The sequence below is a fragment of the Streptomyces sp. SN-593 genome (assembly GCF_016756395.1).
In the GTDB taxonomy this organism is placed as follows: domain Bacteria; phylum Actinomycetota; class Actinomycetes; order Streptomycetales; family Streptomycetaceae; genus Actinacidiphila; species Actinacidiphila reveromycinica.
This window is the reverse complement of record NZ_AP018365.1, coordinates 4391765-4417591: the sequence shown is the minus strand read 5'-3', so window position 1 is coordinate 4417591 and position 25827 is coordinate 4391765. Positions and strand designations below refer to the sequence as shown.

The window sequence follows — 25827 nt, the reverse complement described above, 5'->3', positions numbered from 1 at the left end:
GCAGGGCCGCCGGCCGGCCAGGGGCAGAGGACCGGGTCAGCTCTTCTGGGTGGGCTTGCGCAGTTGGAGGTTGAGCTCGCGCAGGCGGGTGTCGGGCACCTCGGAGGGCGCCCCCATCAGCAGGTCCTGCGCGTTCTGGTTGAGCGGGAACGCGATGGTCTCCCGGATGTTCGGCTCGTCCGCCAGCAGCATGACCATGCGGTCCACGCCGGGGGCGATCCCGCCGTGCGGGGGCGCGCCGTAGTGGAACGCCCGGAGCATCCCGCCGAACTCGGCCTCGACCGTCTCCCGCGTGTACCCGGCGATCGCGAACGCCTCGTACATCACGTCGGGTTCGTGGTTCCGGATCGCGCCGGAGGACAGCTCGATGCCGTTGCAGACGATGTCGTACTGCCAGGCGAGGATGTCCAGCGGGTCCTTGGTGCGCAGGGCCTCCAGGCCGCCCTGCGGCATGGAGAAGGGGTTGTGCGAGAACTCGATCGCCCCGGTGTCCTCGTTCCGCTCGAACATCGGGAAGTCCACGATCCAGCAGAAGCGGAAGACGCCCTCGTCGAACTGCCCGGCCCGGCGGGCCGCCTCGACCCGCACCGGGCCCATGATCTTCGAGACCTCGTCGAACTCCCCCGCGCCGAAGAAGATCGCGGTGCCGGCCTTCGCGCCGACCGCGGCGAGCAGCGCGGCGGTGTCGTCCTCGGTGAGGAACTTCGCGATCGGCCCGGTGAGCTTGTTCTCGTCGCCGACCCGCACCCACGCCAGGCCCTTCGCGCCGAGCGAGACCGCGTAGTCGCCGAGCGAGTCGAAGAACTTCCGCGGCTGGTCGGCGGTGTCGGGCACGGCCAGCGCGCGTACGTGCTTGCCGGCGAACGCCTTGAAGTCGGAGTCGGCGAAGATCCCGGAGACGTCGACGAGTTCGAGTGAGGTGCGCAGGTCGGGCTTGTCGTTGCCGTACTTCAGCATCGACTCGCGGAACGGGATGCGCGGGAAGGGCGAGGTCACGGTGCGGCCGCCGCCCAGCTCGGTGAACAGGTCGGTCATCACCTTCTCGATGACGCCGAAGACGTCCTCCTGCTCCACGAAGCTCATCTCGACGTCGAGTTGGTAGAACTCGCCGGGCGAGCGGTCCGCGCGGGAGTCCTCGTCGCGGAAGCAGGGCGCGATCTGGAAGTAGCGGTCGAACCCGGAGATCATCAGGAGCTGCTTGAACTGCTGCGGGGCCTGCGGCAGCGCGTAGAACCTGCCGGCGTGCACCCGGGAGGGCACGAGGAAGTCGCGGGCGCCCTCGGGCGAGGTGGCCGAAAGGATCGGCGTGGCCATCTCGTTGAAGCCGAGCGCGGTCATCTCGCGGCGCAGGAAGGAGATCACCTGGGTGCGCAGCATGAGGTTGCGGTGCATGCGCTGGCGGCGCAGGTCCAGGAAGCGGTTGGTGAGCCGCATCTCCTCGTTGGCGTTGTCCTCGGGGAAGACCGGGAAGGGCAGCGGGTCGGCCGCGCCCAGCACCTCCAGCGAGGTGACCTCGACCTCGACCTCGCCGGTGGGCAGCTCCGGGTTGACGTTCTCCGCCGAGCGGGCGAGCACGCGGCCGTCCACCCGCAGCACGGACTCCTTGGACTGGCCGCTGAGCTGGTCGTATACCGGGGAGCCGGGGTGCACCACGAGCTGCGTGAAGCCGTAGTGGTCGCGCAGGTCGACGAAGAGGATGCCGCCCAGGTCACGGCGATTGTGCAGCCAGCCGGACAGGCGGACGTCGGTGTCGACGTCGGTGGCGCGCAGCTCGCCGCAGGTGTGGGACCGGTACCGGTGCATCAGCTTCGTCCTAGGCGTGGGTGTCGGGAATTCCGTGGGTCTCAGCCTACCGGCGCCCCTCCCCCCGGCTTCCACGGGGATCTATTCGCCCATACCACCACCAGCACCATAAACTGGGAAAATGCGCACAGAGGACGTCCTGGCGGCCGCCGGCTACGGGCTGTGGCAGTGGGACGAATCGACCGGCACCGTCGCGGTCGACGGCCGTGCGGCCCGCCTGCTCGGACTGTCCGGCGGAGCCGCCACCCGCCGGTCGTCGGAGGTGCGCGCCCGGCTGCACCCGACGGACTACGTGGCGCTGGCCGGCGCGGTGTCGCTGGCCGCCGCCGAGGGCACCGTCGCCGAGGCGCTGCTGCGCGTGGTCGGGGAGAGCGGCCGGGTGGAGCGCACCGTACGGGCGAGGCTGCGACCGCAGGGCCCGGTGCTCAGCGGCAGCCTGCACGAGATCCGCGAGCCGGGCCCGTCGTACGGCGGGCGCGGCCACGGCTCGGGCCCGCCGGTACTGGCCCGCACCCGGGAGGCGCGCGGCGACTGGCGGCGGGCCCGCGAGGCGTTCCTGCTGGACGCCGGGCGCGCGCTCGCCGAGGCCGACTCCACCGCGGAGGTGCTGCGGGTCGCGGCCACCTTGTCGATGCCCGGCTTCTCGCCGGACGGGCTGGCCGTCTTCGGCCTGGACGGTGACCGGCTCTCGCTCGTCGGCCACCAGGGGCCGGAACCGCCCTTTCTGGTCGACATGCCCCTGACCACGGACTACCCCGCCGTCACCGCAGTGCGCACCGGCAAGGCGGTCTACCTGCCCAGCCCCGAGGCGTACGAGGAGCGGTACCCGACGAGCTGGCCGCTGATCAAGCCGTACGGCCGCTCGTCGTGGGCGTACCTGCCGCTGACCGTGGCCGGGTCGACCATCGGCGCCTGGATGGCGGCGTTCCGCGAGCGGGTGGACTTCACCCCCGACGAGCGGTCGGTGCTCACCACCGTGGCCCGGATGCTCGCGCAGGCGCTGTCCCGCGCCCACCTGCACGAGTCGGAGCGGGCGCTGTCCGACGGCCTCCAGCGCACCATGCTGCCCGCCCGCGAGCCCGAGATCGACGGGATGGCGGTCGCCGCGCGGTACGTCCCGACCGGGGGCGGCCTCCAGGTCGGCGGCGACTGGTACGACGTGATCGGCCTGCCGTCCGGCCGTACCGCCCTGGTCATCGGCGACGTGCAGGGGCACGACGTGCGGGCCGCGGGGATCATGGGCCAGATCCGGATCGCGCTGCGCGCCTACGCCGCCGAGGGCCACAGCCCGGACGCGGTGCTCTCCCGGACCTCGCGGTTCCTGGCCGGGCTGGGCGCCGACGCCTCGCCCGACACACCCGGCGGCACCGCCGACGTGCGCTTCGCGACCTGCCTCTACATGGAGGTCGATCCCTCGGACGGCACCGTGGAGGTGGCCCGCGCCGGGCACCCCGAACCGGCGATCCGGCTGGGTGACGGCACCACCATCACCCGGCGGGTGGCCGGCGGGCTGCCGCTGGGCATCGAGCCCGACACCGACTACCCGACCAGCCGGCTGGTGCTGGAACCCGGCGAGGTGCTGCTGATGTGCACCGATGGGCTGATCGAGACCGGCGGCCACGACCTGGACACCGGGTGGCTGCGGCTGCGCGAGGTCTTCGAGGCGGGCCCCGCGGAGGACCTGGAGCAGCTCGCCGACTCCCTGGTGCGGGCGGTGCACGGCCCCGCCTCCCACCACACCACCGGGCCGCTGGCCGACCGCCGCGAGGACGACATCGCCCTCCTGCTGCTGCGCCGCGACCCCGACGGGCCGACGTGCGCGGTGCCGATACGGCGCACCGTGCTCACCGTCTCCCAGTCCGACCCCGGGCAGATCCGCTCCGCGCGCGACGACGTCCGCTCGCTGCTGCACGACTGGTCCTCCCCGGACCAGTTCGAGTCCGCGGTACTGCTCGTCTCCGAGCTGATCACCAACGTCCTGGTGCACACCGACGACGACGCGGTGCTCACCGCCGAGGTGATCGGCATGCCGGGCACCCGCCGCCTCCGGGTCGAGGTCGCCGACCGCTCCGACGACATGCCGCACCCCCGCTCCCCCGGCGAGCTCGCGTCCTCCGGCCGCGGCCTCTTCCTCATCGAGGAACTGGCCGACGCCTGGGGCGTCGAACCCCGCGGCGACGGCAAGTCCATCTGGTTCGACCTCTTCGAGTCCCGCCCCTGACGCCGGCGCCGCACCGGCGCCGCACCCTGCCCGCCACCCCGCGCCGTTCGCCGGCGCGGGGTGGTGGCGCGGGGTGGCGGCGTCTGCGGACGGGGCAAGGTGGCCGCGGCTTCGGACGGGACGGGGTGGGGTAGGAGGAGGCGGCCCGGAGGACGTGTGGTCGGGTGGGTACTCCAACTCCTTTGAACGGAGCAGCACATGAAGATCCTCGGGAGAGAGCCCGCGCTGTGGCTCTCGCTCCTGGCGGTGATCGTCAAGCTCAGCACGGCGTTCGGGCTGGATCTCAGTGACAAGCAGCAGGCGGTGGTGAACGCGTTCGCCGCCGCGGTCGTCGGCCTGCTGGTCGCCGTCAGCGTCCACGACGGCGTCAACGCGGCGATACTGGGACTCCTCCAGGCGGGTATGTCGCTCGCGATCGGATTCGGGCTGCACTGGACCCCGGACCAGCAGTCCACCGTGATGAGCCTGGCGTCCGCGCTGATCGCGATGTGGACCCGTACACAGGTGACGGCCAAGGTTCCGCCGAAGACACCGGCGACGGCGGCGGCCACCGCGGCCACGGGTGCCGCCGCGCCGGCAGCGCCAGCAGCGCCGACCGCACCAGCGGTGCCAACCGCACCGACCGCCCAGGCCACCACCTCGACCGCCCCGGCCGCCGGGACCCCCGCTGCTCCCCCCGCCGCCGTACCCGCGCAGCAGGCGGCCCCCGCCGAGGAGACCGCCCCCGCCGAGGGGAGCGGGACGACCGCGCCGCCCGAGTAGGCGCCGGTGGACGGCGGCCGGCCGCCCGCCCGGGGCGCAAGGGCCCGGGCGGGCGGTCGGCCCCGCCGGGAGGATCAGGCCGCCGGGGAGCCCTTCCCGCGGCGCCGCACCACCCCGACCGCCACCGCGCCGGCCAGCACCGCGGCACCGCCGACCGCCGCGATCACCGGCGTCGCGGACGAGGTACCGGTCTCCGCGAGGGTCCCGCCGCCCGGGGCCGTCCCGTCCGAGGTCCCGCCGTCCGGGGTCGCGCCGGCGCCGGAGGACGAGGAGCCCGCGGAGGAGGCGGGCGCCGTGGTCCCGCCGGAACCGCCCTGCGCACCGGCCGCCAGCACCTGGAAACCGGCTTCCGTGCTGCTACCCCGGGTGCAGTTCTTCGCGGTGTCCACGTAGGTGCCGCCGCCGTCCGCCCAGGCGGGACCGGGGGTGGCGCCGGCGGTCAGCCGGATCCTGAACCTCAGGTCGGCGGACGCGTGCGCGGACCTCAGCGTGGTCGAACCGTAGATGAGCCCGGTCTCGCGGATGTCGTCCCTGCCCTCGTCCTTCAGGCTGAGCCATGTGCCGCCGGTGGCAGTCGCCGTGGGGTCCCAGTACTCCAGGTACGCGTCGTCGTAGAGGTCGTCGTTCTGACTGTCCTCACCGTTGCGGACGCTGACCGCCGCGTCGATCGCGCCGAGCGCCTGGTCGCCGGTACCCGCCACGGTCAGCGTGAAGGTGTGCCAGCCGTCGCCGGGCGCGATGCCGGACGGCAGCCCCCTGAGGGTGAACCGGATCGCGGACGAGGGCGCGCTGGTGCAGGACGGCAGTGATCCGCCGCCGGACGCGGGCGTCGCGGGGGCGGACGCCGAAGGGGTCGTCGCCGGGCCCGTCGCCGTGGTCGAGGGGGAGGATGGCGCGGTGGTCGGGGTGACCTCGGGTGACGCGGCCGGCGGCGCCGTCGCGGAGGCGGCCGGTCCGGAGTCGGCGTGAGCCGCTGCGGTGGCGCCCAGCAGCACGGCCGGGACGATCACGGCCGCCGTGGCGGCGGCCGGCAGGGTGGGGCGGATCTTCATGAGCGGGGTCCTCGCGGGGTGTCGCGGACGTGGGTGACGCCTGTGGGACCCCAGGGGCGTACGGGCCGTTGTGCCGCCGGAGCACTGTTCGCCGGACGTTCAGCGGGCGTTCGCCGCCTCCGGGCGGGCGGACGGACGGACCGCGGCCGGAATCGGGATCGGGATCGGGATCAGGCCGCGCGCCGGTGCCGCGGCCGGGGCTCGGGGCGCGCGGGCCACTCGGGGCGCTTCGACCGATCGGGCCGCGCGGACCGCGGCCCCGGCGGAGGCGCGGCCCGCGGTCCGTCCGGGCCCTCCCGTCCGCCCGCGTCCCCCGCCCGCCCCTGATCCCCGCTCTCCTGGCCGCCGCGCTCCGGCCCGCCGCCGCGCTCCGGCCCGCCCGCGATCGGCCCGCCTGCGATCGGCCCGTCCTCGTCCACGCGCCCGTCCGGGGGCCGCCCCTCCTCCCTCGGCAGGGCCGTGCGCTGGAGGACGAGCAGCGCCGCGTCGTCCGCGGGCCGTCCCCCGGTGTGCCGGAGCAGGTCGGCGTGGAGGTGCTTCAGGAGCACGTCCGGCTCGGCGGCGAGCAGGTCCGCGATCCGCTCGGCGAGCGGGTAGAAGTCCCCGTCCGGCGAACGCGCCTCGACGAACCCGTCGGTGTAGAGCACGAGGAAGTCGCCGGGCTCGAAGGTGAAGGTGTCGGTGGGCAGGACGTCGGCCGACTGCGGCGCGGTGACACCGAACGGGGGCGCCGGCCGGTGTGCGTGCAGGGTCGTGACCTCGCCGCCGTGCACCAGCAACGGCGGCGGGTGGCCGCAGTTGACCATCTCCGCGGTGGTGCCGTCGTCGGGCAGGTCGAGCAGGAGCGCGGTGACGAAGTGCTCGCCGGCGTCGTGCTCGACGTCGGCGACCTCCTCCAGGTTCCGGCTGACGCTGTCGTCCACCGCGGCCACCACGTCGGGCAGTTTGGCGCACCGGTGGGCGGCCTCGCGGAAGGCGCCCAGCACCAGGGACGCCTCGCCGATGGACGCCAGGCCGTGGCCCCGGACGTCGCCGATGATCACGCGGGTCGAGGGGTGTGCGGCGCGGGTGGTGGCGAACAGGTCGCCGCCGATCTGCGTCTCGTCCTCGGCGGTCAGGTACAGCCACGCCACCCGCTGCGGCCCGACCACCCGCGGCGGGGGCCGCAGCAGCACCCGCTGTGTGGTCTCGGCGACCGAACGTGCCCGCCACAACGCGCGGTTGCGCCGGTCGCGGGCGATGCACACCAGCACCGCGAGGACGGACAGGCCGACCAGCGCGACGAAGTCCGCGATGTGGTTGGGGGTGCCGAGGCCGCCCTGGAACTGCCCGATGACCACCTCGGCCCCCACGGCCGCCACCCCGGTCAGGGCGGTCATCCACGGACCGGCCAGGGACGCGGTGATGGCGGGCGCGATCACCAGCAGCGGACCGAGGACGATGCGCTGCGGGAGCAGCAGGTCGGTCGCGGTGATCGCCACGATCAGCGCGAACGGCAGCACGATCAGCCCGCTCCGTCCCGACGGCTGCGCCAGAAGGCGGTCCACGGTCAACCGGTCCCTACCCACTTCCTCCCCCTACCCGCATCTATGTGAACTATGCGCCGTTTTATCCCCCTTCCGTCATCGGTGACGTCAGCCACTGCCATCGCCCGTCGGATCGCGTACGATCATGCTCATGGGCAGGTGGGAGCCGAACGCGCGCGGGCGCCTCGGGAAGGCGGCGCTGGAGCTGTTCGACGAGCGCGGCTACGAGCAGACCACCGTGGCCGAGATCGCCAAGCGGGCGGGGCTGACCGAGCGGACCTTCTTCCGGCACTACGCCGACAAGCGCGAGGTGCTGTTCGCGGGCTCGTCCCTCCTCCAGGACCTCGTCGTCGGCGCGGTCGCCGGCACCCCGGAGGGCACCGCGCCGTTCGACGCGGTCGCCACGGGCCTGCGGACCGCGGCCGCCGAGATGTTCCACGGCGCGTACGCGCACGCCCGCCGGCGGTACGCGATCGTCTCCGCCCACGGCGACCTCCGGGAACGCGAGCTGGTCAAGCTCGCCTCGCTCTCCACGGCCCTCGCGCGGACCCTGCGGGGCCGCGGCGTGCCGGAGCCGGCCGCGAGCCTCGCGGCCGAGGCGGGCACCGGCGTCTTCCGGGTCTCCTTCGAACGCTGGATCGAGGAGGGGGAGGAGCCGCGCGAACTCGCCGACGTCATCGGCGAGTCCCTGGTGGCGTTCAGGGCCTTCGCGGCGGGCGCGTAGGGCCCTCGCGAGGGCGCGGCCGGGACCGCCCGGTGCCGGGGGCCGCCGCCGGTAAGCCGCCGGTACGCCGCCGGTCCGCCGCCGAACGGTGGCCGGCGTGCCTCCGAAGGACCGCCGCCGGGGCGCGCTGTCGGTGGTGGGTGCGAGGGTGGGGGGATGGCGACCTGGAGGCAGTTCGAGGAGGAGGCGGCCGACCTGGCCGCGGAGGTGCGCGCGCGGTTCGAGGCCCACGAGACGCATGTGCTCGCGACACTCCGCAAGGACGGCTCGCCGCGGGTGAGCGGCAGCGAGGTGGCCTTCGTCGGGGACGAGTTGACCTTCGGGTCGATGCTCGGCGCGGTGAAGGCGCTCGACCTGCGGCGCGACGGCCGGTGCGCGGTGCACGCGCACCCGGGGGAGGGCGACGCGAAGATCGCGGGCGTGGCCGTGGAGGCCGTCGACCCCGCGGAGAAGCAGGCCCTGACCACCGGCAAGGAGCCGCCCGGCGACTTCCACGCCTTCCGGCTCGACCTCCGCGAGGCCGTGTTCACCTCCGTCGACCAGGAGGAACAGCTACTGGTCATCCGGCTCTGGCGCCCCGGCCGCCCGGTCGAGGTGATCCGGCGCCGCTGAGCCGGCCCCGGCGAGCCCGCGTCATCCACATCCCGACGCGAACCCCGAGATCGCGGCCGCCCCGCGGACCGAGCGCGACCGGACGACCGCCCGCATCGCCACCTCGCCCGCGACCGCGACGCGATCACGGCCTGCCTCGCCGCGGTACCGCCGTCGGCGCCGTCCGCCTGAGGGCCCTCCCCCGCCGGTCACGCGGGCGCCGCGTAGGAGCGGATGGTCACGCGCCGGTCCCGGGCCCACCGCTGCTCGGCGGTGGCCATCAGCTCCCAGCCCAGCCGCTCGTACAGGGCCGCCGCGGCGGTGTCGGACGCGACCACGTCGAGCACCGGGTGCAGGCCGTGCCGCCGGGACTCCTCCACCGCGTGGCCGATCAGCAGGGCGCCGATCCGGCGTCCCCTCGCCTCCGGGTGGACGAACAGCCGGCCGACCACGGCGGCGGTGTCCCGTGCCGTCCCGTGGCGGGCGTTCCACAGCCCCGGGGCGAGGTCGCCCTCGCCGGCACGCGACAGGCCGACGTGGCCGACGACGGCGCCGTCGAGTTCGGCGACCCAGGAGCCGAGCGCGGCGCCGCCGGTCAGCCACGCGCCGGGCCGGTCGGGCCAGTCCACCGGGTACCCGTCGCGGCGGTGGACCTCCGCGAGGACCCGCACGCACGTCTCGACGTCGCCGTCGGCCCTGCGCCGGACGCGGGGACCCGCCGACCCGCCGTCCCGCCCCCGGGGGTTCTCGCTGCTCATCCGGGCATGGAAGCACAGGTGGGTCCGGACCGGCTCCCGAACAACGCCCCCGCACCGGGCCGGACAGGCCGAACGGGCCGAACGTCCGGACACGCCGGTCGGGCGGCCGGCCCTGGGAGTCGCCCGGAACCCCGCGGACCGGGCGGCCGGGCGGACCGGGCGGACCGGGCGGACCGGGCGAAACCCGAGGGCCGCCCGGGCCGGCGCGGACCGGACTACGGCGTGGTCAGGCCCTTCTCCGTCAGGCTCAGGCCGGCCGCGGCCACCGCGTCCGCGCTCGGGCGGGGGTCCCAGCCCAGGACGTCGCGGGCGCGGGCGGTGGAGAAGCGGCGGGCGTAGCCGAGGTCCTGGACGGCGGCGCGCAGCGCGGGGTTCTCCGCCGCCCCGGCGTGCACGGCCTCGTCGGGGATGGCCTGCGTCGGCACCCGGGCCGCTGCCTCGCCGAGGCGGGTACGCAGGATGTCCGCGATCCCGGCCATCGACAGCGCCGGGTCGCTGCCGAGCAGGAACCGCTGCCCGGCCGCTTTGGGCGCGGTCACGGCGGTGAGGTGCGCCGCGGCGACGTCCCGCACGTCCACCACCGGGAAGTACAGGTTCAGCAGCCCGGGCACCTGCCCGGACAGCAGGCGCTGGATCACGCGGGTGGCCCCGGAGATCTCCGCGCCCAGCAGCGGCCCCATCACCGCGACCGGGAGCAGCGTGACCAGCTCCGGCGCCCCGCCGCCCTCCGCCGTGAAGTCCCAGGCCGCGCGTTCGGCGAGCGTCTTGCTGCGCCCGTACGCGTCGGTGCCGGGGCCGTCGAGGACGGTCCAGTCGTCCTCGGTGAACACGTGGTCGTCGTGCGGGTGCCCCCACGCGACCGCGTGGAAGGCGGAGGTGAGCACCACCCGTCCCACGCCGGCGTCGCGGGCCGCCCGCAGCACGCGCAGCGCGCCCTCGCGCGCGGGCACGATGAGCTGCTGCTCGTCCTCGACGTGCCCCGGCATCACCGGTGAGGCGACGTGGACGACGTGGTCGACGCCGTCGAGCGCCGCGGCCCAGCCGTCGTCGCGCGTCAGGTCGGCGGCGGCGAACTCCAGGCGGTCGCCGGCCGTCATGCCGGCCCCGGTCAGGGCGGTGCGCACGGCGTCCTCGCGGGCCAGCGAGCGGACGGTGGTCCGCACCCGGTAGCCCCGGGCGAGTGCCGCCAGGACGACGTGGCCGCCGATGAATCCGGACCCCCCGGTCACCAGAACGCGTTGCTGAGACACCTCGTGCTCTCCTGTCCTATCGGTTGTGGTGGTACCCGACGACGTCCGTACGGTCCGCCGCGCGGGTGCGCGCAGAACGCCGTACGGTTCCGTGCCGGAGTCCCGTACCCCGCTCGCGGGCCTCGGTCGATGCTCTCCCGATCACCGCCCTGCCAGCGTGCGGGCGCGCGGGGGAGGCGGAACAGTGCCCTCCCGACACTGGTACTCGCGGGAACAGGCACGTCGGGCGCCGGCTCCCTACGCTGGGAGCCGTGGACAAGGAGACGAACCTGCTGGGCGAGTACCTGCGCGCCCGTCGTGAACTCGTCACCCCCGAGCAGGCCGGCATCCCGGTGCTCGGGCAGCGGCGCGTTCCGGGGCTGCGGCGGGAGGAGGTCGCGATGCTCGCGGGCATCAGCGCGGAGTACTACCTGCGCCTGGAACAGGGCCGCGACCGCAATCCGTCGGTCCAGGTGCTCCAGGCCATCGCCCGGGTGCTGCGGCTGGACGACGACGGCTACCTGCTCGGGCTCGCGGCCGACCGGCCCCGCCGCAGGAACCGGCGCCCGCGGCGTGAGGCCGTGCCGCCGAGCACCGCGCGGCTGGTGGGGGAACTCGACCTGCCGGCCTTCGTCGAGGGCCGCTACCTCGACGTGCTCGCCGCCAACCCGCTGGCGACGGCCTTCTCGCCCCGGCTGGCCGTGGGCCGCAACCGGCTGCGGGACGTCTTCCTCGACGAGGCCGAGGCGGCGATGTTCCCGTACTGGGAGCGCACCACCGCCGCCCTCGTCGCGAGCTTCCGCAACTCGGTCGGCACCGACGCCGACGACCCGCGCGTGATCGAGCTGGTCGGCGAGCTGTCGGTGTCCAGCCCGCACTTCCGCCGGCTGTGGGCCCGCCACGACGCCGGCAACCGGCGCACCACCGCCTCCCTCACCTTCGACCACCCCCAGGTGGGGCCGATCACCCTCGACCGGGAGAAGCTGCTGGTCAACGGGACAGACGGGATCATGCTCGTCATCTACCACGCCGAGCGGGGCACCGAGAGCGCCGAGAAGCTCGGGCTGCTCGCGTCGATGTCGCTGCGGCCCGACGACCCGCGGGAGAACGGCGACCGGCGGGAGAACGGCGGCCCGGACGGGACGGGCGCCGCGCACGGAACCGGCGGGGAGGCCGCGCCGGCCGGGTCCGAGACGCCCTGACCCGGCGCCGCCGCCGTCCGCGCAGCGCCCGTCCCCCGGCCGCGTCCGGGCCGGGCGGCGTCGGGGCGGGCGGCGTCGGGGCGGGGTACGGCCCCTGTCCGGGCCTCGTCCGGACCCCGCCCGGACCCCGTACGGGCGGCAGGTTGGCGTCAGGACCGGGCCGCGGCCCGCATCCGCTCGGCGAGGGCGAGGAAGACGCAGTGGTTGGGGATGCGGGCGACGGCCGTGCCGGTCAGCGCCCGCCACTTGCCGCCCACCCGCAGGTGCACCAGGCCGTCCTTCACCCGGATCTCCTGCAACCGGGACCAGGCGACCGGTTCGCCCGTCGCCACGATGCCGTCCCAGCTCACCTTGACGTCGCCGAAGGCCAGCGTCTCGCCGCGCTGCAAGGCGGCGGTGCAGCCCGGGAGTTGGGCGGCGATGACCTGGTCCTGGATCGCCCGCCCCCACTCCTGCGGGCGCTCGGTGCCGCCGCTGCCGCCGGCGACCCCGGCGACCCCGGCGACCCCGGAGATCTCGGTGCGCGTGCCGTCCGGGGCGCTGAGCGTGTAGAGGTACGTCGTGCGGGTGACCGACCCGTGGCGGGTGTGCCGGACGACGTCCTGGAGGACGGACGCCTCGTCCCAGCGGACCGCGGCGGGGCCCGCCCTCCCGGCTCCGACGTTCACCAACCCGTGCTCGTAGAAGTGCAGTTCGCCGCCCCGCGGCCGACGTCGCCCGCCGCGTCCGCCCGCGACGCCGAGCGCGACCGCGCCCGCCGGCACGACGAGCAGGGCCGCGCCCGCGACGGGTGCCGCCGCGGTGGCCACCACGACGGCGGCTACCGCGGCGACGACGGCGGCGCCCCCACCGATCACGCCCGCCGCCTTCGCGGAGGCGGGCCGCTGCGACCACGTCGGCCGCCGGTCCGGCCGGTACGTGGTGCGCAGGGCGCCGAGTTGCTTCGCCGAGGCGGCCGTTGACGGATCGGGCATGGCTCTTCTTCTCCCTCGCGCACCCCCCACTACCCCGTGTCACCGGCTGTGACGCGCCCCGCCCGCCGACGGGTTCCCGCCCGGGCCCGGCGTCTTCGCCCCGGCCGCCGACCGTCCCCGCGTCACGCGCTCCGAGGGCTCACCAGGGCCGCACCCACGCTCTCAGGGCGAGCCGTCGGCACCGGAGCGGGCACGGGCGGCCCAGTCGGCACGAGCGGAGATCAGAGCGGGACGGATCTCCCGGTCCAGGCGGTCGGCCTGGGCGCGGAGCAGGTCGGCGAGGCGCAGGAGCCCGTCGGGGTCGAGGTCGGTGATCCAACTCTCCTCGCACAGATGGACGTTGGCTACCGGGACGCGGGGGTCGGGGAGTGGGGCGTAGGGCGCGCAGTCGATGGTGCAGGAGAGGATCTGCTGCTCGGAAGGACGCCCGGACGGATCGGCCGCGGTGTAGACGGCGACGGCCTGCCCGGGGAAGCGGGCGCTGTGGTGGATGTCGGCGAGCCGGTCGGCCAACTGCTCGACGGGAACGTGGTGTTCGCTCGGGTCGTCGCCGGCCCACGGCGGCAGGTAGCCGCTGAGGGTGCGCCCGTCGGCAGCCGTGAGGGTCCACCGTCGCGCGGGTCCGGGTAACTCCGGGAACTCGGCGGGGGCGGGCGGAAAACTGATCATGCGGGATGTTCCCTCTCTGCGGCGGTTCGACGGTCTGCGGTGGAGCGTTCGGCGGCCGGCGCCGTACGGCACGCGGCTACGTCCACGCCTGCCGCCGCAACGGGAACGCCGTCGCGATCCGGGGCGGATCGTCCAGTTCCCAGCTGTGTCCGCCCGAGTGGCCCTCGAACTCGCTGCACGGGCTGTCCACTTCGCGTCCGGCTGGGCAGTCCGGTATCTCCAGCACCGCGCTCGGCCCACCGCCGTCCCGCCACAACGCCCACAGCGTCCCGGCCTCCGGTCCCCGCAGGTTGAGCGCCGCACCGTAGTGGACCGGCCCCTTGTGCACCTCGATGGTGCACACCAGCGTCGCGAACATGTCCTCCCGGGTGTACGCGTACGCGTCGTCCGCCGCCAGGCTCAGCACCGTCCGCACCAACGCGTCCGGCACCAGGGTCCGCCGGCCGCAGATGAAGCGCTGCGCGCGCCGCACGGGCATGTCCCGCACCTCCTCACGCTCTCGTTCTCGCTCACGTTCACATGTCCTTCCCGCGCGGACTGCGCACCGGTGTGCGCGGTAGTGCGCGGGAGGAGAAGACCCGCTCCGGCCGTCGGCGACCAAACCGTGAGTCCTGCCCCGCCCGGGGGTGGGAAGACGGGGACCTTGCCGGACTCGGCCCGGCCGGAGCGGGCGATCAAAGGGAGACGTCAGGGGCCGTACGGATCACGCGTCGGCTCTTCCGCCTCGGGCCCGGCCCACGCCTCGGCCCGCACCTCGTGCTCGCTGGCCGGCCGTACGCTCCCGGGGTCCGCCGACCACAGTCCGCGCCGCCCGGGCCGCTGGAGGGACAGCAGTCCACCGGTCTGCCGCAGCACCTCGCCGAGGTCGCCCGTCATCGTGTCCACCACCCATGTGCCTTCCGGGTACACCATGTGTTCGGTCTCTCCGTGATCGATTCCTGACGTTCCGTGAACAAGAATGCCGTGCGCACTCTACGATCGGCAGAGGTGAGCCGTTGCCGTACATAGACGACTACACGGTGAGCCACGGCATGCCCGTCGACGGACGGGAAGTGCGCAATCCGTGGGCCTACTGCGTGCGCAGTGCGCGGATTGACTCCACGTCAGAGCAAGGAGAAAGGGCTCTTTTTTCAGATGAGTAGCTTCGCAGAAGGCATTATCTCAGCTCGGGTGGTGTACGCGGAAGAGCTCGCGCGGCAACGCCGGATGCATGGCTGGAGCCTCGTGGAACTGGCCGACCGCTGCAACTACGAGCAGTCGTACCTCCACCGCCTGGAGACGGGCGGCCGCCTCGGCACGCTGGAGGCCGCACAGGCACTGGACAAGGTGTACGGCACGGGCAAGCACCTGGCCAACCTGTGGCGGCTGGCCAAGGAGGAGTCGAAGCGCAGCAGGTACGGCAACTTCGCAGGGGTGGAAGCGAACGCCACGAAGATCCAGGAGTTCAACGGAAGCGCGGTCCCCGGGCTGTTGCAGACCAAGGCGTACGCGGATGCCACGCTGCGCACCGCAGGGTCTCTGACCGCCGAGCAAGTGACCGAAGGCGTCGTCGCGCGTATGAACCGGCAGCTTGTGCTCGCGGGAAGCAAGCCGGTCCACTACCGGGCTCTGCTCGACGAGACAGTGCTCCAGAGGGTCCCTCTCGAACCCGGTGTCTGGGCGGAGCAGTTGGAGCACCTGATCGAGGCAGCGCAGCGGCCCAATATCTCGCTCCAGATCGTGCCGTTTCGCGTGGGCATGCACGCCCTCCCCAACACGGTACTCAAGCTTCTTTGGCTCCCGAGCGGGCAGAACGTGGCCTACGTGGAGAACAGTTGGAGTGGCCAACTCGTCGAGGAGATCGAAGACGTGGAGCAGCTCGCGTTGTTCTACGATCAGCTCAGGGACTCCGCCCTGTCGCCCTCCGAGTCCCTCGAGCTACTGCGAGCCAAATTGGAGGAGCACCCCTCATGTCCCGTTCCGCCCCAGACCTGAGCAAGGCCGCCTGGCGCAAGTCGTCCTACAGCGACGGCCCGGACCCCAACAGCTGCATCGAGGTGGCCGACGGCTTCGCCGGGATCGTGCCCGTCCGCGACTCCAAGGACCCGCAGGGCCCCGCGCTGACCTTCACCGCTGACGCCTGGAACGCCTTCGTCACATCGGTACGGGGAAACGAGTTCCCGACCGCCTGAGACCGGTTCGCGCCAAAGGGGCGCAAGTGGCTGTCCGATCCAGCCGCTTGCGCCCCACACTCATTTTCACATCTCCGTCCCCTCGATGGACACCTGACTGGTCAAAGGAGCACGTGAAATGTCGAATTCCACCTGGCGCAAGTCGTCCTACAGCAACGGGTCTGACCCGGACAGCTGTGTCGAGGTGGCCGACGGCTACACCGGGATCGTGCCCGTCCGCGACTCGAAGGACCCGCAGGGCCCCGCGCTGACCTTCACCGCTGACGCCTGGAACTCCTTCGTCTCGGCTGTCCGCGCGGACGAGTTCCCCACGCTGTAGGGGGGCGGGGTCGTCCCACCGGACCGCATGTCACGCACCGTCGGCCGGCTACTTCGTGTTGCGGACGTACCAGCTCTCGCCGTAGAGCTCGTTGCCCTGGCGGTCGTAGACCTGGATGTTGCATTCGAGGTGCGACGGGATGACGTACTGGTAGTTCTGGTCGATGTCGGCCGCCACCGAGCCGGACGCTCCCAGCTCCGCCCCCGTCACTCCGTTGAAGTGGGCGATCACCTCGTACTCCACGATGTTGCCGTTCTTGACCTCCTTCTTCACGTTCGCCTCGGCGTAGTGGAGGTGGTTGGAGTTCCCGGTCTTGGTGAGCGGGGTCAGGTTCGTCAGGGTGTTCCCGGGGCCGCCCAGGTTCTCGTTGAGCAGGTGCCCCTGCACCATGTTGCGGGCGAACCAGGCGCCGGTGGTGGTCTTCGAGGACGGCCACCACGAGGGTTTGACCCGGGGGGAACTGCCCTTGCCCAGGGAGCGGGGGTGCAGCTCCGCCTGCATGTAGGTGCCCACGTCGTTGGACGTGGCGCCGTACTGCACGTAGTGGCGGCCGATGTACGCGCGCTGGATCGCGCGGGAGACCGTCGGGGTGAGCCCGCCGGCCGCGGTCCCGCCCGCGTCGTCACCGCGGGTGGGGACCGGACCGCCCATCACCCGGTGGGCGTTGGCCTCGGCCTCGCGCTCGAAGCGGTCGGAGGGGTCGCTGACCCGCAGGCCGTGGCCGTTGTCCGTCCCGGCGACCTGGCCCTGGCGCTGCTGGATGACGTGGGTCAACTCGTGCGCGAGGGTGTGCTTGTCGCCGCCGTCCGGCCCGATGACCACGTGGCTGCCCGAGGTGTAGGCGCGGGCGCCCAACTCGGCGGCGGACTGCTGCGCGGCGCTGTCGGTGTGGACGCGGACGTTGGAGAAGTCCGCGCCGAGCCGCGCCTCCATCTCGGTGCGCAGGGCGGTGTCCAGCGGCTGCCCCGCCCCGCGCAGCACGGAGTGGACGGCGGAGCGCTGCACCGGGGCCGCCTGCGTCCCGTGGCCGCACCCGGCGCCGTGCTCGTGGTCCTCCCGGGCCGCCGGGCGGCCACCGGCCCGGAGCATCTGGACGACGGCGGCGTTGCCCGCGGTGCGCTGCAACCCGAGGAGGACGCCGGCGGGTGACGTCGACGGGGCGGGCGCGGAAGCGGCGGCGGGGCGGCGTCCGGGAGCGGTCGCGCGTCCCTCCGCGCGGCCGGTCTCCCTGTCCTTGGCAGCAGCCACCTTCTCCTCCTCCGGCGAGCCGATCGTCCCGTTCTACCGGGGCGGTCCGCCGTGCGTCCAGCGGCGCCGGGGCAGCGTGGGAGGACACGGGGGCACACTTCGGCGGGCTCACATCCCCTCCGCGGCAGGCCCCTTGTGTGTGGACCGGCGGCGGTCAACGGGCCGTGCTACCCGCCGGGCCGGTCGTGGGGGGTGGGGACGCGGCGGGCGAGGTGGGTGTGGATGTCGGCGGTGAGATCGACCGTCGCGGGCAGGACGCGGGCGATCGCGCGGAAGGCCGACCGCCGCTCGGGGGCGGGCAGCAGCAGGTAGGCGGAGATCGTGGAGAGGTGGCCGAGGTAGTCGGCGGCGGTCATCGTCACGTGGCGGGGCAGCACCGTCTGTTCGACGTCGGTGAACCACGGGGACCGTCGCAGCTCGGTGCCCGGCCACTGGAGGGCGTGGTCCGGGGGCGTGCCGTCGGGCGAGGGGACGTCGTCGCTGTCGAGGAAGGGCGCGCGTGCGGTGCGGACCGCCTCCTCGACGGCGGAGTCGGCAAGGCGGACGGGGCCGCCGAAGCACGCGAAGACGCCGCCGGGGCGGAGGAGGGCGGCGACGCGCGCCCAACGTCCGTGCGGGGAGGTCCAGTGCAGGGCGGCGGCCGCGTAGACCAGGTCGTAGGTCGTCAAGGCGACGGCTCCCCCGCCGTCACCGGTCCCGCCCGCGCCTTCGCCACCGTCACCGCCGTCGCCGGTCCCGCCCGCGCCTTCGCCGCCCTCGCCGCTCCCCTCGGCGCCTTGCCCACCGGCGTCCGGCCGCGGGTCGGGCAGGTCCCGGGGCCCCGCCAGGTCCTCGAACGCGGCCTGCACGGTGCGGACGTGGGGCGGGACGCGGCGGCGCAGCTCGGCGAGCATGGCGCCGTCGGGTTCGGTCGCGGTGACCGCGACGCCGTGGGCGGCGAACAGGCGGGTGGCCTTGCCGGTGCCGGCGCCGATCTCCAGCGCGGTGCGCGGCGCGCGGCCCGCGTACGCGGCCACGGTGCCGACCAACTCGGCCGGGTAGCCGGGGCGGAAGCGTTCGTACGCCTCCGCCCTCGCCCCGAAGCTGCGCGCGCGATCGGACACGCGGAGCATCCTGGCACGGGCCGCGCCGCCGGCGCGCGGGGTTTCACGGGGTTGCGCGGGGTTTCGCGGGCGGCCGGGGGCGCCCCACCCGCGGGGGCGAGGCGCACCCGGTCACCGGCAGCGCCACCGACGCCACCGTCGCGCCCCACCCGCGCGGGCAGGGCGCCCCGGCACCGTACGGGGCCCCGGAAGACCGGCTGCCGCTACCAGGGCACCACGCCCTCGTCGTCGTAGAACGCCCCGGTCGGGCCGCCGTCGGGCAGCGACGCGAGGCGGATCGCGACCGCCGCGCCCTGCTGCGGGGTGCGGACGCCGCGGAAGCCGTTGAGGTCGGTCGCGCAGTAGCCCGGGCAGCCGGCGTTGATCAGGATGCCCGTGTCGCGCAGTTCCTTGGCGTACTGCACGGTGACGGCGTTGAGGAACGTCTTCGAGGCCGCGTAGGCCGCGGAGATCGGGCCGGTCTCGGCGCCGGGCGTGGTCTGGCGGGTCAGCGAGCCGACGGTGCTGGACATGTTGACGATCCGCGGCGACGCCGAGCGGCGCAGCAGCGGGAGCAGCGCGTTGGTGACGCGGATGACGCCGATGACGTTCGTCTCCACCGCCGTCCGCACGGTGTCGAGCGCGACGCGGGTGGGTTCCTGGGGCGCGGCGCCGGTGACGCCGGCGTTGTTGACGAGGACGTCGAGGCGGCCTGCGCGCTCCTCGATCAGGCGGGCGGCGGCGGCCACGCTCGCGTCGTCGGTCACGTCGAGGGGGACGCCGAACGCGTCCACGCCGTCTTCCGTGAGCCTGCGGACGGCGGCCTCCCGACGCCCGTCGTCCCGGGCGCCGACGCCGACGCTCCAGCCGAGGGCGCCGAGGCCGACCGCGATCTCGTAGCCGATGCCCTTGTTCGCGCCGGTCACCAGCGCGATCGTCCTCCCGTCGGCGGCGGTCCCCGCCGTCGTGTGCGCGTGCGTCTGCTCGTTCGGGTTCTGGTCTGCGGTCATGGCCCCAGCGTGCTGCGGGGTGGCGGGCGGGGGCCAGGACCATGTCGGTGGGCGCCGATACCCGTGGGGTATCCGCCCAGCTCATCGCGGTCTTACGGTCCTGGGGCGGACAGGGGTCGGGTACCTTGGCGGGATGGAGACGCGGGAGCTGCGGTACTTCGTCGCCGTCGCGGAGGAACTGCACTTCGGGCGGGCGGCGCAGCGGCTCGGGATCGCGCAGCCGCCGCTGTCCCGGGCGATCCGGCAGATGGAGCGGCGGCTCGGCGCGGCGCTGCTGGAGCGGACCAGCCGCGGGGTCGCGCTGACCGAGGTGGGCGCGGTGCTGCTGCGGGAGGGGCGGGCGGCGCTCGACGCGGTGGACGCGGCCGACCGGCGGGCGCGGCGCGCGGCCCTGGCGGTGAACGGCAGCGCGGGCATCGTCCTGGTCACGAAGGCCGGGGCGGCCAACGAGCTGCTGGCGAAGCTGCTGGACGCCTACGCGGCCGAGCCCGACGCGGTACCGGTCGAGGTGGTGCTGTGCGGGCCGGGCGCGCAGGAGCGGCTGCTGCGCGACGGGCGGGCGGACGTGGGGCTGCTGCACCTGCCGTTCGACTCGACGGCCGGGCTGGACACGGAGGAGCTGCGGTCGGAGGAGCAGGTCGTGGTCCTGCCGTCGGGGCATCCGCTCGCCGCCCGGGACCGGCTGCGCCTGGCGGACGTGGCCGCGCTGCCGGACCTGCCGCTGCCGCGGTGGCCGCGGCTGGACGGGACGTATCCCGAGGGGCCCGGTCCCCAGGTGCGCGACCACACCCAGTTGCTCCAGCTCATCTCCCTCGGGCGGGCCGCGGCGGTGCTGCCCGAGTCCTGCCGGGCGAGCCTGCACGACGGCCTGACCGCGGTCCCCGTCACCGACGCCCCCACGGTGACGACGGTCATCGCCTGGCCCCCGCACACCCGCTCCCGCCCCCTGGCCACCCTCGTCCACACCGCCACCCGCCTCTAAGGGCTGCCCCGAACCCCCGCGGACGCTACGGGGTCGTCGACGGTGGGGGCAGGGGCGCCACCTCGCGGGCGAAGAACGCTTCGTACTCCTCCGCGCCGGCGTACAGAGCGTCGAAACCGGCGGAGGTCTCCGCGATGAGGGCGGGGTCGGTGAAGCGGTTCGCGCCGTCCGCGTTGCCGTCCGCGTCGTACTTCACCTCGAACATGACCACGTCGCCAAGGACGACCACTTCGGGCACCGGGTGCTGCTTCTCGATGTCGGCGACAGTGCGGGCATCCAGGACCCGGACGGCGTCTCCCTCCTGCGTGCGCACGCGCAGGACGTGCAGCTCCCACTGCACGTAAGGCGTCAGCGGGAATTCCACCACCCGTAACCGCCGCTGGAACACACCTAGGCGTCCCGCATCCCGCATCTGCTGCGCGTAGCCGCCGCGCCGCTCCTCGATCAGCTCGATCGCGGCGTCCCATTCACCGGCGGCGAACGCCTCCCAGCTGGCGAATCCCCGCTCTTTGAAGTGCTGCCCGCGCTCCAATTTGTTCATGTACCGGATTCCGCTGGAAAAGATCCGGAAGAACTCCTCGTGATACGCGGGGCGGTCGAGCCGCTCGGGTCGCGCGGTGGCGAAGGAATCAAACATCTGGGATGTCCTGTTTCGCGGCGACGAGCATGCTCCGCGGGATCACCACCAGGCGCTCGTCGGTCCCCAACGAGACGCCTTCCGGCAGGCGCTTGCCCAGCGAGCCGGTCAGGTCCCGGCCGATCACGGCGATGTCGCCGTTGTCCAGCTCCCAGAGGTCAGGGCAGTCGGGGCTGTCGGAAGTGACCCCCAACTCCTGGGGAGACCTGCCCAGTCGCCGCCTGAAACCGGTATCCGGGTCCGCGTCCCACGGCCTGGTCACGGATGCCCCCTCCGACCGAGTTCGACCTGCGCATTCCGTTATCGCCGCCACCGTAGCACCGGCCCCATAGGGGCAATATTGTTGCGAGGCCGATCCCGAAAGAAACAGGCCATTTCGTACACACAACCGAATCGCCTTACGCCAGCGGTGATTTATGCGATCCTACTGAGAGAAAGCACAGCATTCGAACATATTCGAACGTGCGCGTACGACACGATCAGGAGAGCAGTGGACCCGGAGATCACGACACTCACACAGCAAGCCGGCACCACGCTGGTCGCTTTGATGGCCACGGACGCCTGGCAGGGGGTCCGCGGCGCCGTCCTCCGCATGTGGCAGACGCTCCAACCCGACCACGCCGCCGCGGTGGGCGCGGAGTTAACGACCGACCAGCAGGAGGCCGCCGCCGCCGGACTCCTCGCCTCCCCCGACGGCGACCGCGTCCTGACCGAACTGCGGGCCCAGTGGCAGGCCACCTTCCGGCGCCTCGTCGTGGCGCGCCCCGAGGCCGCCGCAGAACTGCGCGGCTTCCTCGCCGAGTTCGCTTCACCCGTTCCGGCCGGCACCGCGACCCCGGTGACGTCGCAGCACGCCACGGCCTCCGGTTCCGGCCGGGTCTACCAGGCGGGACGCGACCAGCACATCACCGAGCGATGACCACGCCATGACCGGCGGCCCGGGCCCGGGCGACCCGAACCGGCCGGGGGACCGTGACACGGCCCTCGGCCGGGGCAGCCGCATGGCCGGGCGCGCCGAGGACAGCGGCAGGGTCTACCAGGCCTCGGGCGACCAGTTCATCACCGAGCACCACCACCACGACGCCGGAGCGGCCGGCGACCGGGCCGGCTCTCCCGGCGCAGGCTGCTCGGGTTGGCCGGATTCCGTGCGCCGCCCGGCGATCGGCCGCGTCCCGGTGGTGCTCCGCGACCGCGCCGAGGTACTGACCCGGCTTCGGGAGGCCCTCGGGTCCGGCCGCGGCGGCGCCGTCTACGTCCTGCACGGCATGGGCGGTTGCGGCAAGACCGCCGTGGCCCACGACCTCTTCCGGATCGCGACCCGGGAACTCGGCCGGGTCGGCCTGTGGGTCAACGCGGCGGACAGGGCAAGCCTGCGCTCCGGCATGCTGGCGGTCGCGGCGGACCGTGGCGCGGGCGACGGCGAACTCCAGGCGGCACGCCACGGCTACCGGCCCGCCTCCGACCTCGTCTGGGACCGCCTCGACCGGACCCCGGAGCCGTGGCTGCTGGTGCTCGACAACGCCGACGACCCGGCGATCCTGCGGGACGGCAGTTGGTTGCGCGACAGTCCCGGCGGCATCGTGGTCGTCACCACCCGCCGCGCCGCGGCCCGTTGGTGGCCAGGAGCGCAGTTGCAGCACATCGGCGTGCTGCCGCCGGAGGACGCCGCACGGGTGCTCTGCGATCTCGCCCCCCACAGCGGCACACTGGAGCAGGCGACGCGGATCGCGGAGCGACTGGGGCGCCTGCCGCTCGCTCTCACCCTCGCGGGTGGCTTCCTCGCACAGCAGGTCATCGATCCCTGGACGTTGGACACCTACGGCCGCCATCTTGAGGAGGACCAGCGTGTGGACCTCATCGACCAGGGAGCTGACGGCTTGACCGGCGACGATCCCCGCCACCTCGTCGGCCGGACCTGGCAGCTCACCCTCGACTCCTTCGAGGCACACGGACTGCCGGAGGCGGTGGGCCTGTTGCGGCTGCTGGCCCGGCTGGCCGCCGAACCTCTGCCGGTGTCCGTGCTCAACCGTCGGGAGGTCGGGGCGGTCCTGCCGCCGGCCCGCGCCGAGGCCGCGCTGACGGCGCTCCTGGACCACTCGCTCGGCCAGCTCGTCGATCTCGGGGTGCGGTGCGTGCAGTGCCACGGCGTGCTGCTCGACAGCGTCACCGCGGCGACGCCGGTTCAGGACGCACCCGTGCTCGACGCGACCGCCGTCCGCCTGCTGGACGCGAGCGTGCCCGCACAGCCGGACGCAGGGCCGTACGACCCGCGGTTGCGGCTGCTGGCACCACACCTGCTGGCACTCCTACGGCGGTCATGCGCGGGGGAAGCGGCCACTACCGCGTACGTCCTCGCGGTGGCCACCCGGCTTGCGGTCGCCCTGCACCGCACCGGCGACTACCTGTCCGCCTGGGAGACCGCGGGCGCCGCGGCGGCCCTGGCCGAGCGCGCACTCGGGCCCGACCACCGCGCTGTGCTCGCCGCGCGCTCCCGAACCGGGCGCTCCCTGTTCAGGCTCGGCCGGTACGACGAGGCGGAAGACCTGCTGCGCCGCACCCGCGCCACCCAGCGACGGCTGTTCGGCGACCGCGACCCCGACACCCTGGACTCCCGCCACGCGCTGCAACTCGTGCTCGGCAACCACGGCAAGCGCGAGCAGGCGATCAGCCTGCTCCGGTCGACCGTCGCCGATCGCGACCTGGTGCTCGGCCCCGCGCACCCATCGACGCTCCGCTCACGCGCCAGCATGCTGACGCTGCTGACCGCGTCCGAACTCGCCGCCGAAGAGGGCGGCCCGCTGCTGGAACTGGCCGGGGACTGCGTCCGCCACCTCGGCCCGGAGCACACCGTCACCCTCGCCGCGCGGCACAACCACGCTCGGGCCCTGTTCGTCCTGGGCCGCCCCACCGGCGCCGACGAGGAGATCCGACAGGTCATCGAGGCGTACGAGCAGCGTTTCGGCGCCGACCACCCGACGGTGCTGTCCGCGCGCCAGCTACGCGCCCAGACCGCGGCCGCGCTCGGCGACCGCGAGACGGGCGTGGCGATCATGACCGACGTCACCGCCCGCCGGGAGCAGAACCTCGGCGGCGACCACCACTTCACGAGGGTGAGCCGGGCCCTGCTCGAAGCGATGAGCGACGGCACCTGGCAGCCGCCGCCCGTACCTCCGGGCTGAGGTGCGGGCGGGGGTCAGGGGGTGAGCGGGGAGTCGGCGGGGATCGTGCCCAGGCGGCCGGCCTGGAAGTCGTCGAACGCCTGGGCGAGTTCGGCGTGCGTGTTCATCACGAAGGGGCCGTACTGCATCATCGGCTCCCGGATGGGCAGGCCGCCCAGCAGGACCACCTCGAAGTTCTCGTTGCGGGAGTCCTGCGTGTCGTGGGCGCGCAGCGTGAGGGCGTCGCCCTTGCCGAAGAGGACGGCCTGCCCGAGCTCGAAGGGGCGCGCCTCGGGACCCGCGAAGCCGCGGCCGGCCAGGCCGTACGCGAGCGCGTTGAAGTCCGCGCGCCAGGGCAGCGTGACGGTCGCACCGGGGTTGACGGAGACGTGGATCATCGTGATCGGGGTGTGGGTCGCGCCCGGACCGCGGTGTCCGTCCAGGTCCCCGGCGATCAGCCGGATCAGCGCGCCGCCGTCCTCGGAGGTGAGCAGCTTCAGGCCGCCGGCGCGGATGTCCTGGTACTTGGGCGGCATCATCTTGTCCGCCTTCGGGAGGTTCACCCATAGCTGGAGGCCGTGGAAGAGGCCGCCGCTGAGCACCAGGGACTCCGGCGGCGTCTCGATGTGCAGCAGCCCGGACCCGGCGGTCATCCACTGGGTGTCGCCGTTGGTGATGGTGCCGCCCCCGCCGTGGCTGTCGCGGTGCACGAAGGTGCCGTCCATGATGTACGTCACCGTCTCGAAGCCGCGGTGCGGGTGCCACGGGGTGCCCTTCGGCTCCCCCGCCGCGTAGTCCACCTCGCCCATCTGGTCCATCAAGATGAACGGGTCCAGGTGCCGGTAGTCGATGCCGGCGAAGGCGCGGCGGACCGGGAAGCCCTCGCCCTCCAGCCCGCTCGGCGCGGTGCTCACCGCGAGGGCGGGCCTCGACGTGCTTCCCGGTGCCGGGCTCACCCGGGGCAGGCTCAACGGGTTCTCGACGGTCACTGCGGGCATGACGTCCTCCTAGCGGATGCTCGGCTTCCAAAGTAGTTGAAGCCTGAACATCTCGCAAGGCGTGACCATTCCCCTACGGAAGCGGGGGTGACCGCGGGTAGGTACGCCGGCGCGCGCCGGCGCGGGAAGACGTCGGGGGACGGGCCCTACCCGTACATCCTGCGCATGGTGAAGTCGACCATCTGCTCGACCGCCTTCGCGTCGAACACCATGCGGTGCTGGCCGTCGATGTCGAGCACGAAGCCGTAGCCGGTGGGGAGCAGGTCGAGCACCTCGGCGCCGGTGATCACGAAGTACTTCGACTCCTTGCCCGCGTACCGCCGCAGCTCCTTGAGCGAGGTGAACATCGGGATGACCGGCTGCTGGGTGTCGTGCAGCGCCAGGAACCCGGGGTTGTCGCCGCGCGGGCAGTACACCTTGGACGTGGCGAAGATCGCCTGGAAGTCCTCGGCCATCATCGCCCCGGTCGTGAAGGCGCGGACCGCGTCGGCGAGCGACGGCGGCGACGGCTCGGGGTAGGCGGGGGACGGGTCCGGGTAGCCGGCACCGCCCATCGGACCGCCGCCCATCGGGGAGCCGCCCATGGGCGGGCCCATCGGCGGGCCCATCGGGCCGCCGCCCATCTGGCCGCCCGGCCCGCCATTCACGCTCTGCTCGTAGCCGTACACGCGTCCAAGGGTATCGACCCGCGCGGGCGGGCAACGAGGAAGC

At 73.8% G+C, this 25827-nt stretch carries 27 protein-coding genes; 11 read left to right on the top strand and 16 right to left on the bottom strand.

The features are described 5' to 3' along the window. Positions 1 to 36: 36 nt before the first annotated feature. On the bottom strand, positions 37 to 1803 hold the full coding sequence (aspS, locus tag RVR_RS18550; RefSeq protein ID WP_202234914.1) for an aspartate--tRNA ligase: 1767 nt from the start codon (positions 1801 to 1803) through the stop codon (positions 37 to 39). A 121-nt stretch (positions 1804 to 1924) separates the two neighbouring features. Here aspS and RVR_RS18545 point away from each other — a divergent pair, with 121 nt between their 5' ends. Beyond that, positions 1925 to 4024 carry an ATP-binding SpoIIE family protein phosphatase gene (locus RVR_RS18545; RefSeq protein WP_202234913.1) on the top strand — a complete coding sequence of 700 codons (2100 nt, stop codon included), beginning with the start codon at positions 1925 to 1927 and terminating at the stop codon, positions 4022 to 4024. Between the two features lie 198 nt (positions 4025 to 4222). Continuing rightward, entirely contained in the window at positions 4223 to 4786 is a 564-nt protein-coding gene (locus RVR_RS18540) for a hypothetical protein (RefSeq protein WP_202234912.1), read from the top strand. A gap of 74 nt (positions 4787 to 4860) precedes the next feature. Here RVR_RS18540 and RVR_RS18535 read toward each other — a convergent pair whose 3' ends face one another. Together RVR_RS18535 and RVR_RS18530 are read right to left on the bottom strand one after the other, a co-directional pair. Then, positions 4861 to 5838, bottom strand: a complete 978-nt coding sequence (locus tag RVR_RS18535) for an LAETG motif-containing sortase-dependent surface protein (protein WP_202234911.1) — start codon at positions 5836 to 5838, stop codon at positions 4861 to 4863. Positions 5839 to 6008: 170 nt separating this feature from the next. Continuing rightward, on the bottom strand, positions 6009 to 7385 hold the full coding sequence (locus tag RVR_RS18530) for a PP2C family protein-serine/threonine phosphatase (RefSeq protein WP_237404831.1): 1377 nt from the start codon (positions 7383 to 7385) through the stop codon (positions 6009 to 6011). 130 nt (positions 7386 to 7515) lie between these two features. Here RVR_RS18530 and RVR_RS18525 point away from each other — a divergent pair, with 130 nt between their 5' ends. Together RVR_RS18525 and RVR_RS18520 are read left to right on the top strand one after the other, a co-directional pair. After that, a complete protein-coding gene (locus tag RVR_RS18525; RefSeq protein WP_202234910.1) occupies positions 7516 to 8088 on the top strand; it encodes a TetR/AcrR family transcriptional regulator in 573 nt (190 codons plus the stop codon). A 156-nt stretch (positions 8089 to 8244) separates the two neighbouring features. Continuing rightward, a complete protein-coding gene (locus RVR_RS18520; RefSeq protein ID WP_202234909.1) occupies positions 8245 to 8700 on the top strand; it encodes a pyridoxamine 5'-phosphate oxidase family protein in 456 nt (151 codons plus the stop codon). 188 nt (positions 8701 to 8888) lie between these two features. Here the strand turns inward: RVR_RS18520 and RVR_RS18515 are convergent, their stop codons facing one another. Both RVR_RS18515 and RVR_RS18510 read right to left on the bottom strand, forming a co-directional pair. After that, a complete protein-coding gene (locus RVR_RS18515; RefSeq protein WP_202234908.1) occupies positions 8889 to 9437 on the bottom strand; it encodes a GNAT family N-acetyltransferase in 549 nt (182 codons plus the stop codon). 215 nt (positions 9438 to 9652) lie between these two features. Then, the gene (locus RVR_RS18510) at positions 9653 to 10687 is read right to left on the bottom strand and encodes an NAD-dependent epimerase/dehydratase family protein (RefSeq protein ID WP_202234907.1); all 1035 of its coding nucleotides are present in this window, start codon (positions 10685 to 10687) and stop codon (positions 9653 to 9655) included. 251 nt (positions 10688 to 10938) lie between these two features. Between RVR_RS18510 and RVR_RS18505 the strand changes: the two genes are divergently transcribed. After that, a complete protein-coding gene (locus tag RVR_RS18505; RefSeq protein ID WP_202234906.1) occupies positions 10939 to 11868 on the top strand; it encodes a helix-turn-helix domain-containing protein in 930 nt (309 codons plus the stop codon). Positions 11869 to 12017: 149 nt separating this feature from the next. On the opposite strand, the gene RVR_RS18500 is transcribed toward RVR_RS18505, so the two are convergent. The 4 genes from RVR_RS18500 to RVR_RS18485 form a co-directional block, all read right to left on the bottom strand. Beyond that, the gene (locus RVR_RS18500) at positions 12018 to 12842 is read right to left on the bottom strand and encodes a DUF6585 family protein (protein ID WP_202234905.1); all 825 of its coding nucleotides are present in this window, start codon (positions 12840 to 12842) and stop codon (positions 12018 to 12020) included. A gap of 162 nt (positions 12843 to 13004) precedes the next feature. After that, positions 13005 to 13511: a DUF6907 domain-containing protein gene (locus tag RVR_RS18495; RefSeq protein WP_202234904.1), complete on the bottom strand. Its 507-nt coding sequence runs from the start codon at positions 13509 to 13511 to the stop codon at positions 13005 to 13007. A 76-nt stretch (positions 13512 to 13587) separates the two neighbouring features. Beyond that, positions 13588 to 13989: a hypothetical protein gene (locus RVR_RS18490; RefSeq protein WP_202234903.1), complete on the bottom strand. Its 402-nt coding sequence runs from the start codon at positions 13987 to 13989 to the stop codon at positions 13588 to 13590. Between the two features lie 209 nt (positions 13990 to 14198). Beyond that, entirely contained in the window at positions 14199 to 14423 is a 225-nt protein-coding gene (locus tag RVR_RS18485; RefSeq protein ID WP_202234902.1) for a hypothetical protein, read from the bottom strand. Between the two features lie 222 nt (positions 14424 to 14645). On the opposite strand from RVR_RS18485, the gene RVR_RS18480 reads away from it, so the two are divergent. The 3 genes from RVR_RS18480 (at position 14646) to RVR_RS18470 (ending at position 16001) form a co-directional block, all read left to right on the top strand. After that, positions 14646 to 15485 (top strand): helix-turn-helix domain-containing protein, encoded by an 840-nt coding sequence (locus RVR_RS18480; protein WP_202234901.1) that lies wholly within the window; start codon positions 14646 to 14648, stop codon positions 15483 to 15485. Beyond that, entirely contained in the window at positions 15461 to 15682 is a 222-nt protein-coding gene (locus RVR_RS18475) for a DUF397 domain-containing protein (RefSeq protein WP_202234900.1), read from the top strand. The genes RVR_RS18480 and RVR_RS18475 overlap by 25 nt, the downstream gene beginning before the upstream one ends. A gap of 118 nt (positions 15683 to 15800) precedes the next feature. Next, a complete protein-coding gene (locus tag RVR_RS18470; RefSeq protein ID WP_202234899.1) occupies positions 15801 to 16001 on the top strand; it encodes a DUF397 domain-containing protein in 201 nt (66 codons plus the stop codon). A 48-nt stretch (positions 16002 to 16049) separates the two neighbouring features. Here RVR_RS18470 and RVR_RS18465 read toward each other — a convergent pair whose 3' ends face one another. From RVR_RS18465 to RVR_RS18455, 3 genes are all read right to left on the bottom strand, one after another. Beyond that, positions 16050 to 17249: an eCIS core domain-containing protein gene (locus RVR_RS18465; RefSeq protein ID WP_237404830.1), complete on the bottom strand. Its 1200-nt coding sequence runs from the start codon at positions 17247 to 17249 to the stop codon at positions 16050 to 16052. A 167-nt stretch (positions 17250 to 17416) separates the two neighbouring features. After that, complete coding sequence (locus tag RVR_RS18460) at positions 17417 to 18361, bottom strand: class I SAM-dependent methyltransferase (protein ID WP_237404829.1); 945 nt, start codon at positions 18359 to 18361, stop codon at positions 17417 to 17419. Positions 18362 to 18555: 194 nt separating this feature from the next. Then, the gene (locus tag RVR_RS18455; protein ID WP_202234897.1) at positions 18556 to 19341 is read right to left on the bottom strand and encodes an SDR family oxidoreductase; all 786 of its coding nucleotides are present in this window, start codon (positions 19339 to 19341) and stop codon (positions 18556 to 18558) included. Between the two features lie 133 nt (positions 19342 to 19474). On the opposite strand from RVR_RS18455, the gene RVR_RS18450 reads away from it, so the two are divergent. Further along, positions 19475 to 20323, top strand: coding sequence for a LysR family transcriptional regulator (locus RVR_RS18450; RefSeq protein ID WP_202234896.1), 849 nt, complete (start codon positions 19475 to 19477; stop codon positions 20321 to 20323). Positions 20324 to 20348: 25 nt separating this feature from the next. Here the strand turns inward: RVR_RS18450 and RVR_RS18445 are convergent, their stop codons facing one another. Both RVR_RS18445 and RVR_RS18440 read right to left on the bottom strand, forming a co-directional pair. Beyond that, complete coding sequence (locus RVR_RS18445) at positions 20349 to 20960, bottom strand: DUF6879 family protein (protein WP_202234895.1); 612 nt, start codon at positions 20958 to 20960, stop codon at positions 20349 to 20351. Then, positions 20953 to 21222: a hypothetical protein gene (locus RVR_RS18440; RefSeq protein ID WP_202234894.1), complete on the bottom strand. Its 270-nt coding sequence runs from the start codon at positions 21220 to 21222 to the stop codon at positions 20953 to 20955. Before RVR_RS18440 ends, RVR_RS18445 begins: the two co-directional genes overlap by 8 nt. A gap of 228 nt (positions 21223 to 21450) precedes the next feature. Between RVR_RS18440 and RVR_RS18435 the strand changes: the two genes are divergently transcribed. After that, positions 21451 to 21879: a hypothetical protein gene (locus tag RVR_RS18435; protein WP_202234893.1), complete on the top strand. Its 429-nt coding sequence runs from the start codon at positions 21451 to 21453 to the stop codon at positions 21877 to 21879. Between the two features lie 82 nt (positions 21880 to 21961). Next, entirely contained in the window at positions 21962 to 24139 is a 2178-nt protein-coding gene (locus RVR_RS18430) for a tetratricopeptide repeat protein (protein WP_202238758.1), read from the top strand. A gap of 14 nt (positions 24140 to 24153) precedes the next feature. On the opposite strand, the gene RVR_RS18425 is transcribed toward RVR_RS18430, so the two are convergent. Together RVR_RS18425 and RVR_RS18420 are read right to left on the bottom strand one after the other, a co-directional pair. Continuing rightward, on the bottom strand, positions 24154 to 25116 hold the full coding sequence (locus tag RVR_RS18425) for a pirin family protein (protein ID WP_202234892.1): 963 nt from the start codon (positions 25114 to 25116) through the stop codon (positions 24154 to 24156). Positions 25117 to 25262: 146 nt separating this feature from the next. After that, complete coding sequence (locus RVR_RS18420; RefSeq protein WP_202234891.1) at positions 25263 to 25784, bottom strand: SseB family protein; 522 nt, start codon at positions 25782 to 25784, stop codon at positions 25263 to 25265. Positions 25785 to 25827: the final 43 nt, after the last annotated feature.

Excerpts from the sequence above, each read along its gene's own strand:
- aspS (WP_202234914.1), bottom strand. The coding sequence starts at position 1,803 with ATGCACCGGTACCGGTCCCACACCTGCGGCGAGCTGCGCGCCACCGAC.
- RVR_RS18545 (WP_202234913.1), top strand. The coding sequence starts at position 1,925 with ATGCGCACAGAGGACGTCCTGGCGGCCGCCGGCTACGGGCTGTGGCAG.
- RVR_RS18540 (WP_202234912.1), top strand. The coding sequence starts at position 4,223 with ATGAAGATCCTCGGGAGAGAGCCCGCGCTGTGGCTCTCGCTCCTGGCG.
- RVR_RS18535 (WP_202234911.1), bottom strand. The coding sequence starts at position 5,838 with ATGAAGATCCGCCCCACCCTGCCGGCCGCCGCCACGGCGGCCGTGATC.
- RVR_RS18525 (WP_202234910.1), top strand. The coding sequence starts at position 7,516 with ATGGGCAGGTGGGAGCCGAACGCGCGCGGGCGCCTCGGGAAGGCGGCG.
- RVR_RS18520 (WP_202234909.1), top strand. The coding sequence starts at position 8,245 with ATGGCGACCTGGAGGCAGTTCGAGGAGGAGGCGGCCGACCTGGCCGCG.
- RVR_RS18515 (WP_202234908.1), bottom strand. The coding sequence starts at position 9,437 with ATGAGCAGCGAGAACCCCCGGGGGCGGGACGGCGGGTCGGCGGGTCCC.
- RVR_RS18500 (WP_202234905.1), bottom strand. The coding sequence starts at position 12,842 with ATGCCCGATCCGTCAACGGCCGCCTCGGCGAAGCAACTCGGCGCCCTG.
- RVR_RS18495 (WP_202234904.1), bottom strand. The coding sequence starts at position 13,511 with ATGATCAGTTTTCCGCCCGCCCCCGCCGAGTTCCCGGAGTTACCCGGA.
- RVR_RS18490 (WP_202234903.1), bottom strand. The coding sequence starts at position 13,989 with ATGCCCGTGCGGCGCGCGCAGCGCTTCATCTGCGGCCGGCGGACCCTG.
- RVR_RS18485 (WP_202234902.1), bottom strand. The coding sequence starts at position 14,423 with ATGGTGTACCCGGAAGGCACATGGGTGGTGGACACGATGACGGGCGAC.
- RVR_RS18480 (WP_202234901.1), top strand. The coding sequence starts at position 14,646 with ATGAGTAGCTTCGCAGAAGGCATTATCTCAGCTCGGGTGGTGTACGCG.
- RVR_RS18475 (WP_202234900.1), top strand. The coding sequence starts at position 15,461 with ATGTCCCGTTCCGCCCCAGACCTGAGCAAGGCCGCCTGGCGCAAGTCG.
- RVR_RS18470 (WP_202234899.1), top strand. The coding sequence starts at position 15,801 with ATGTCGAATTCCACCTGGCGCAAGTCGTCCTACAGCAACGGGTCTGAC.
- RVR_RS18460 (WP_237404829.1), bottom strand. The coding sequence starts at position 18,361 with ATGCTCCGCGTGTCCGATCGCGCGCGCAGCTTCGGGGCGAGGGCGGAG.
- RVR_RS18455 (WP_202234897.1), bottom strand. The coding sequence starts at position 19,341 with ATGACCGCAGACCAGAACCCGAACGAGCAGACGCACGCGCACACGACG.
- RVR_RS18450 (WP_202234896.1), top strand. The coding sequence starts at position 19,475 with ATGGAGACGCGGGAGCTGCGGTACTTCGTCGCCGTCGCGGAGGAACTG.
- RVR_RS18445 (WP_202234895.1), bottom strand. The coding sequence starts at position 20,960 with ATGTTTGATTCCTTCGCCACCGCGCGACCCGAGCGGCTCGACCGCCCC.
- RVR_RS18430 (WP_202238758.1), top strand. The coding sequence starts at position 21,962 with ATGGCCGGGCGCGCCGAGGACAGCGGCAGGGTCTACCAGGCCTCGGGC.
- RVR_RS18425 (WP_202234892.1), bottom strand. The coding sequence starts at position 25,116 with ATGCCCGCAGTGACCGTCGAGAACCCGTTGAGCCTGCCCCGGGTGAGC.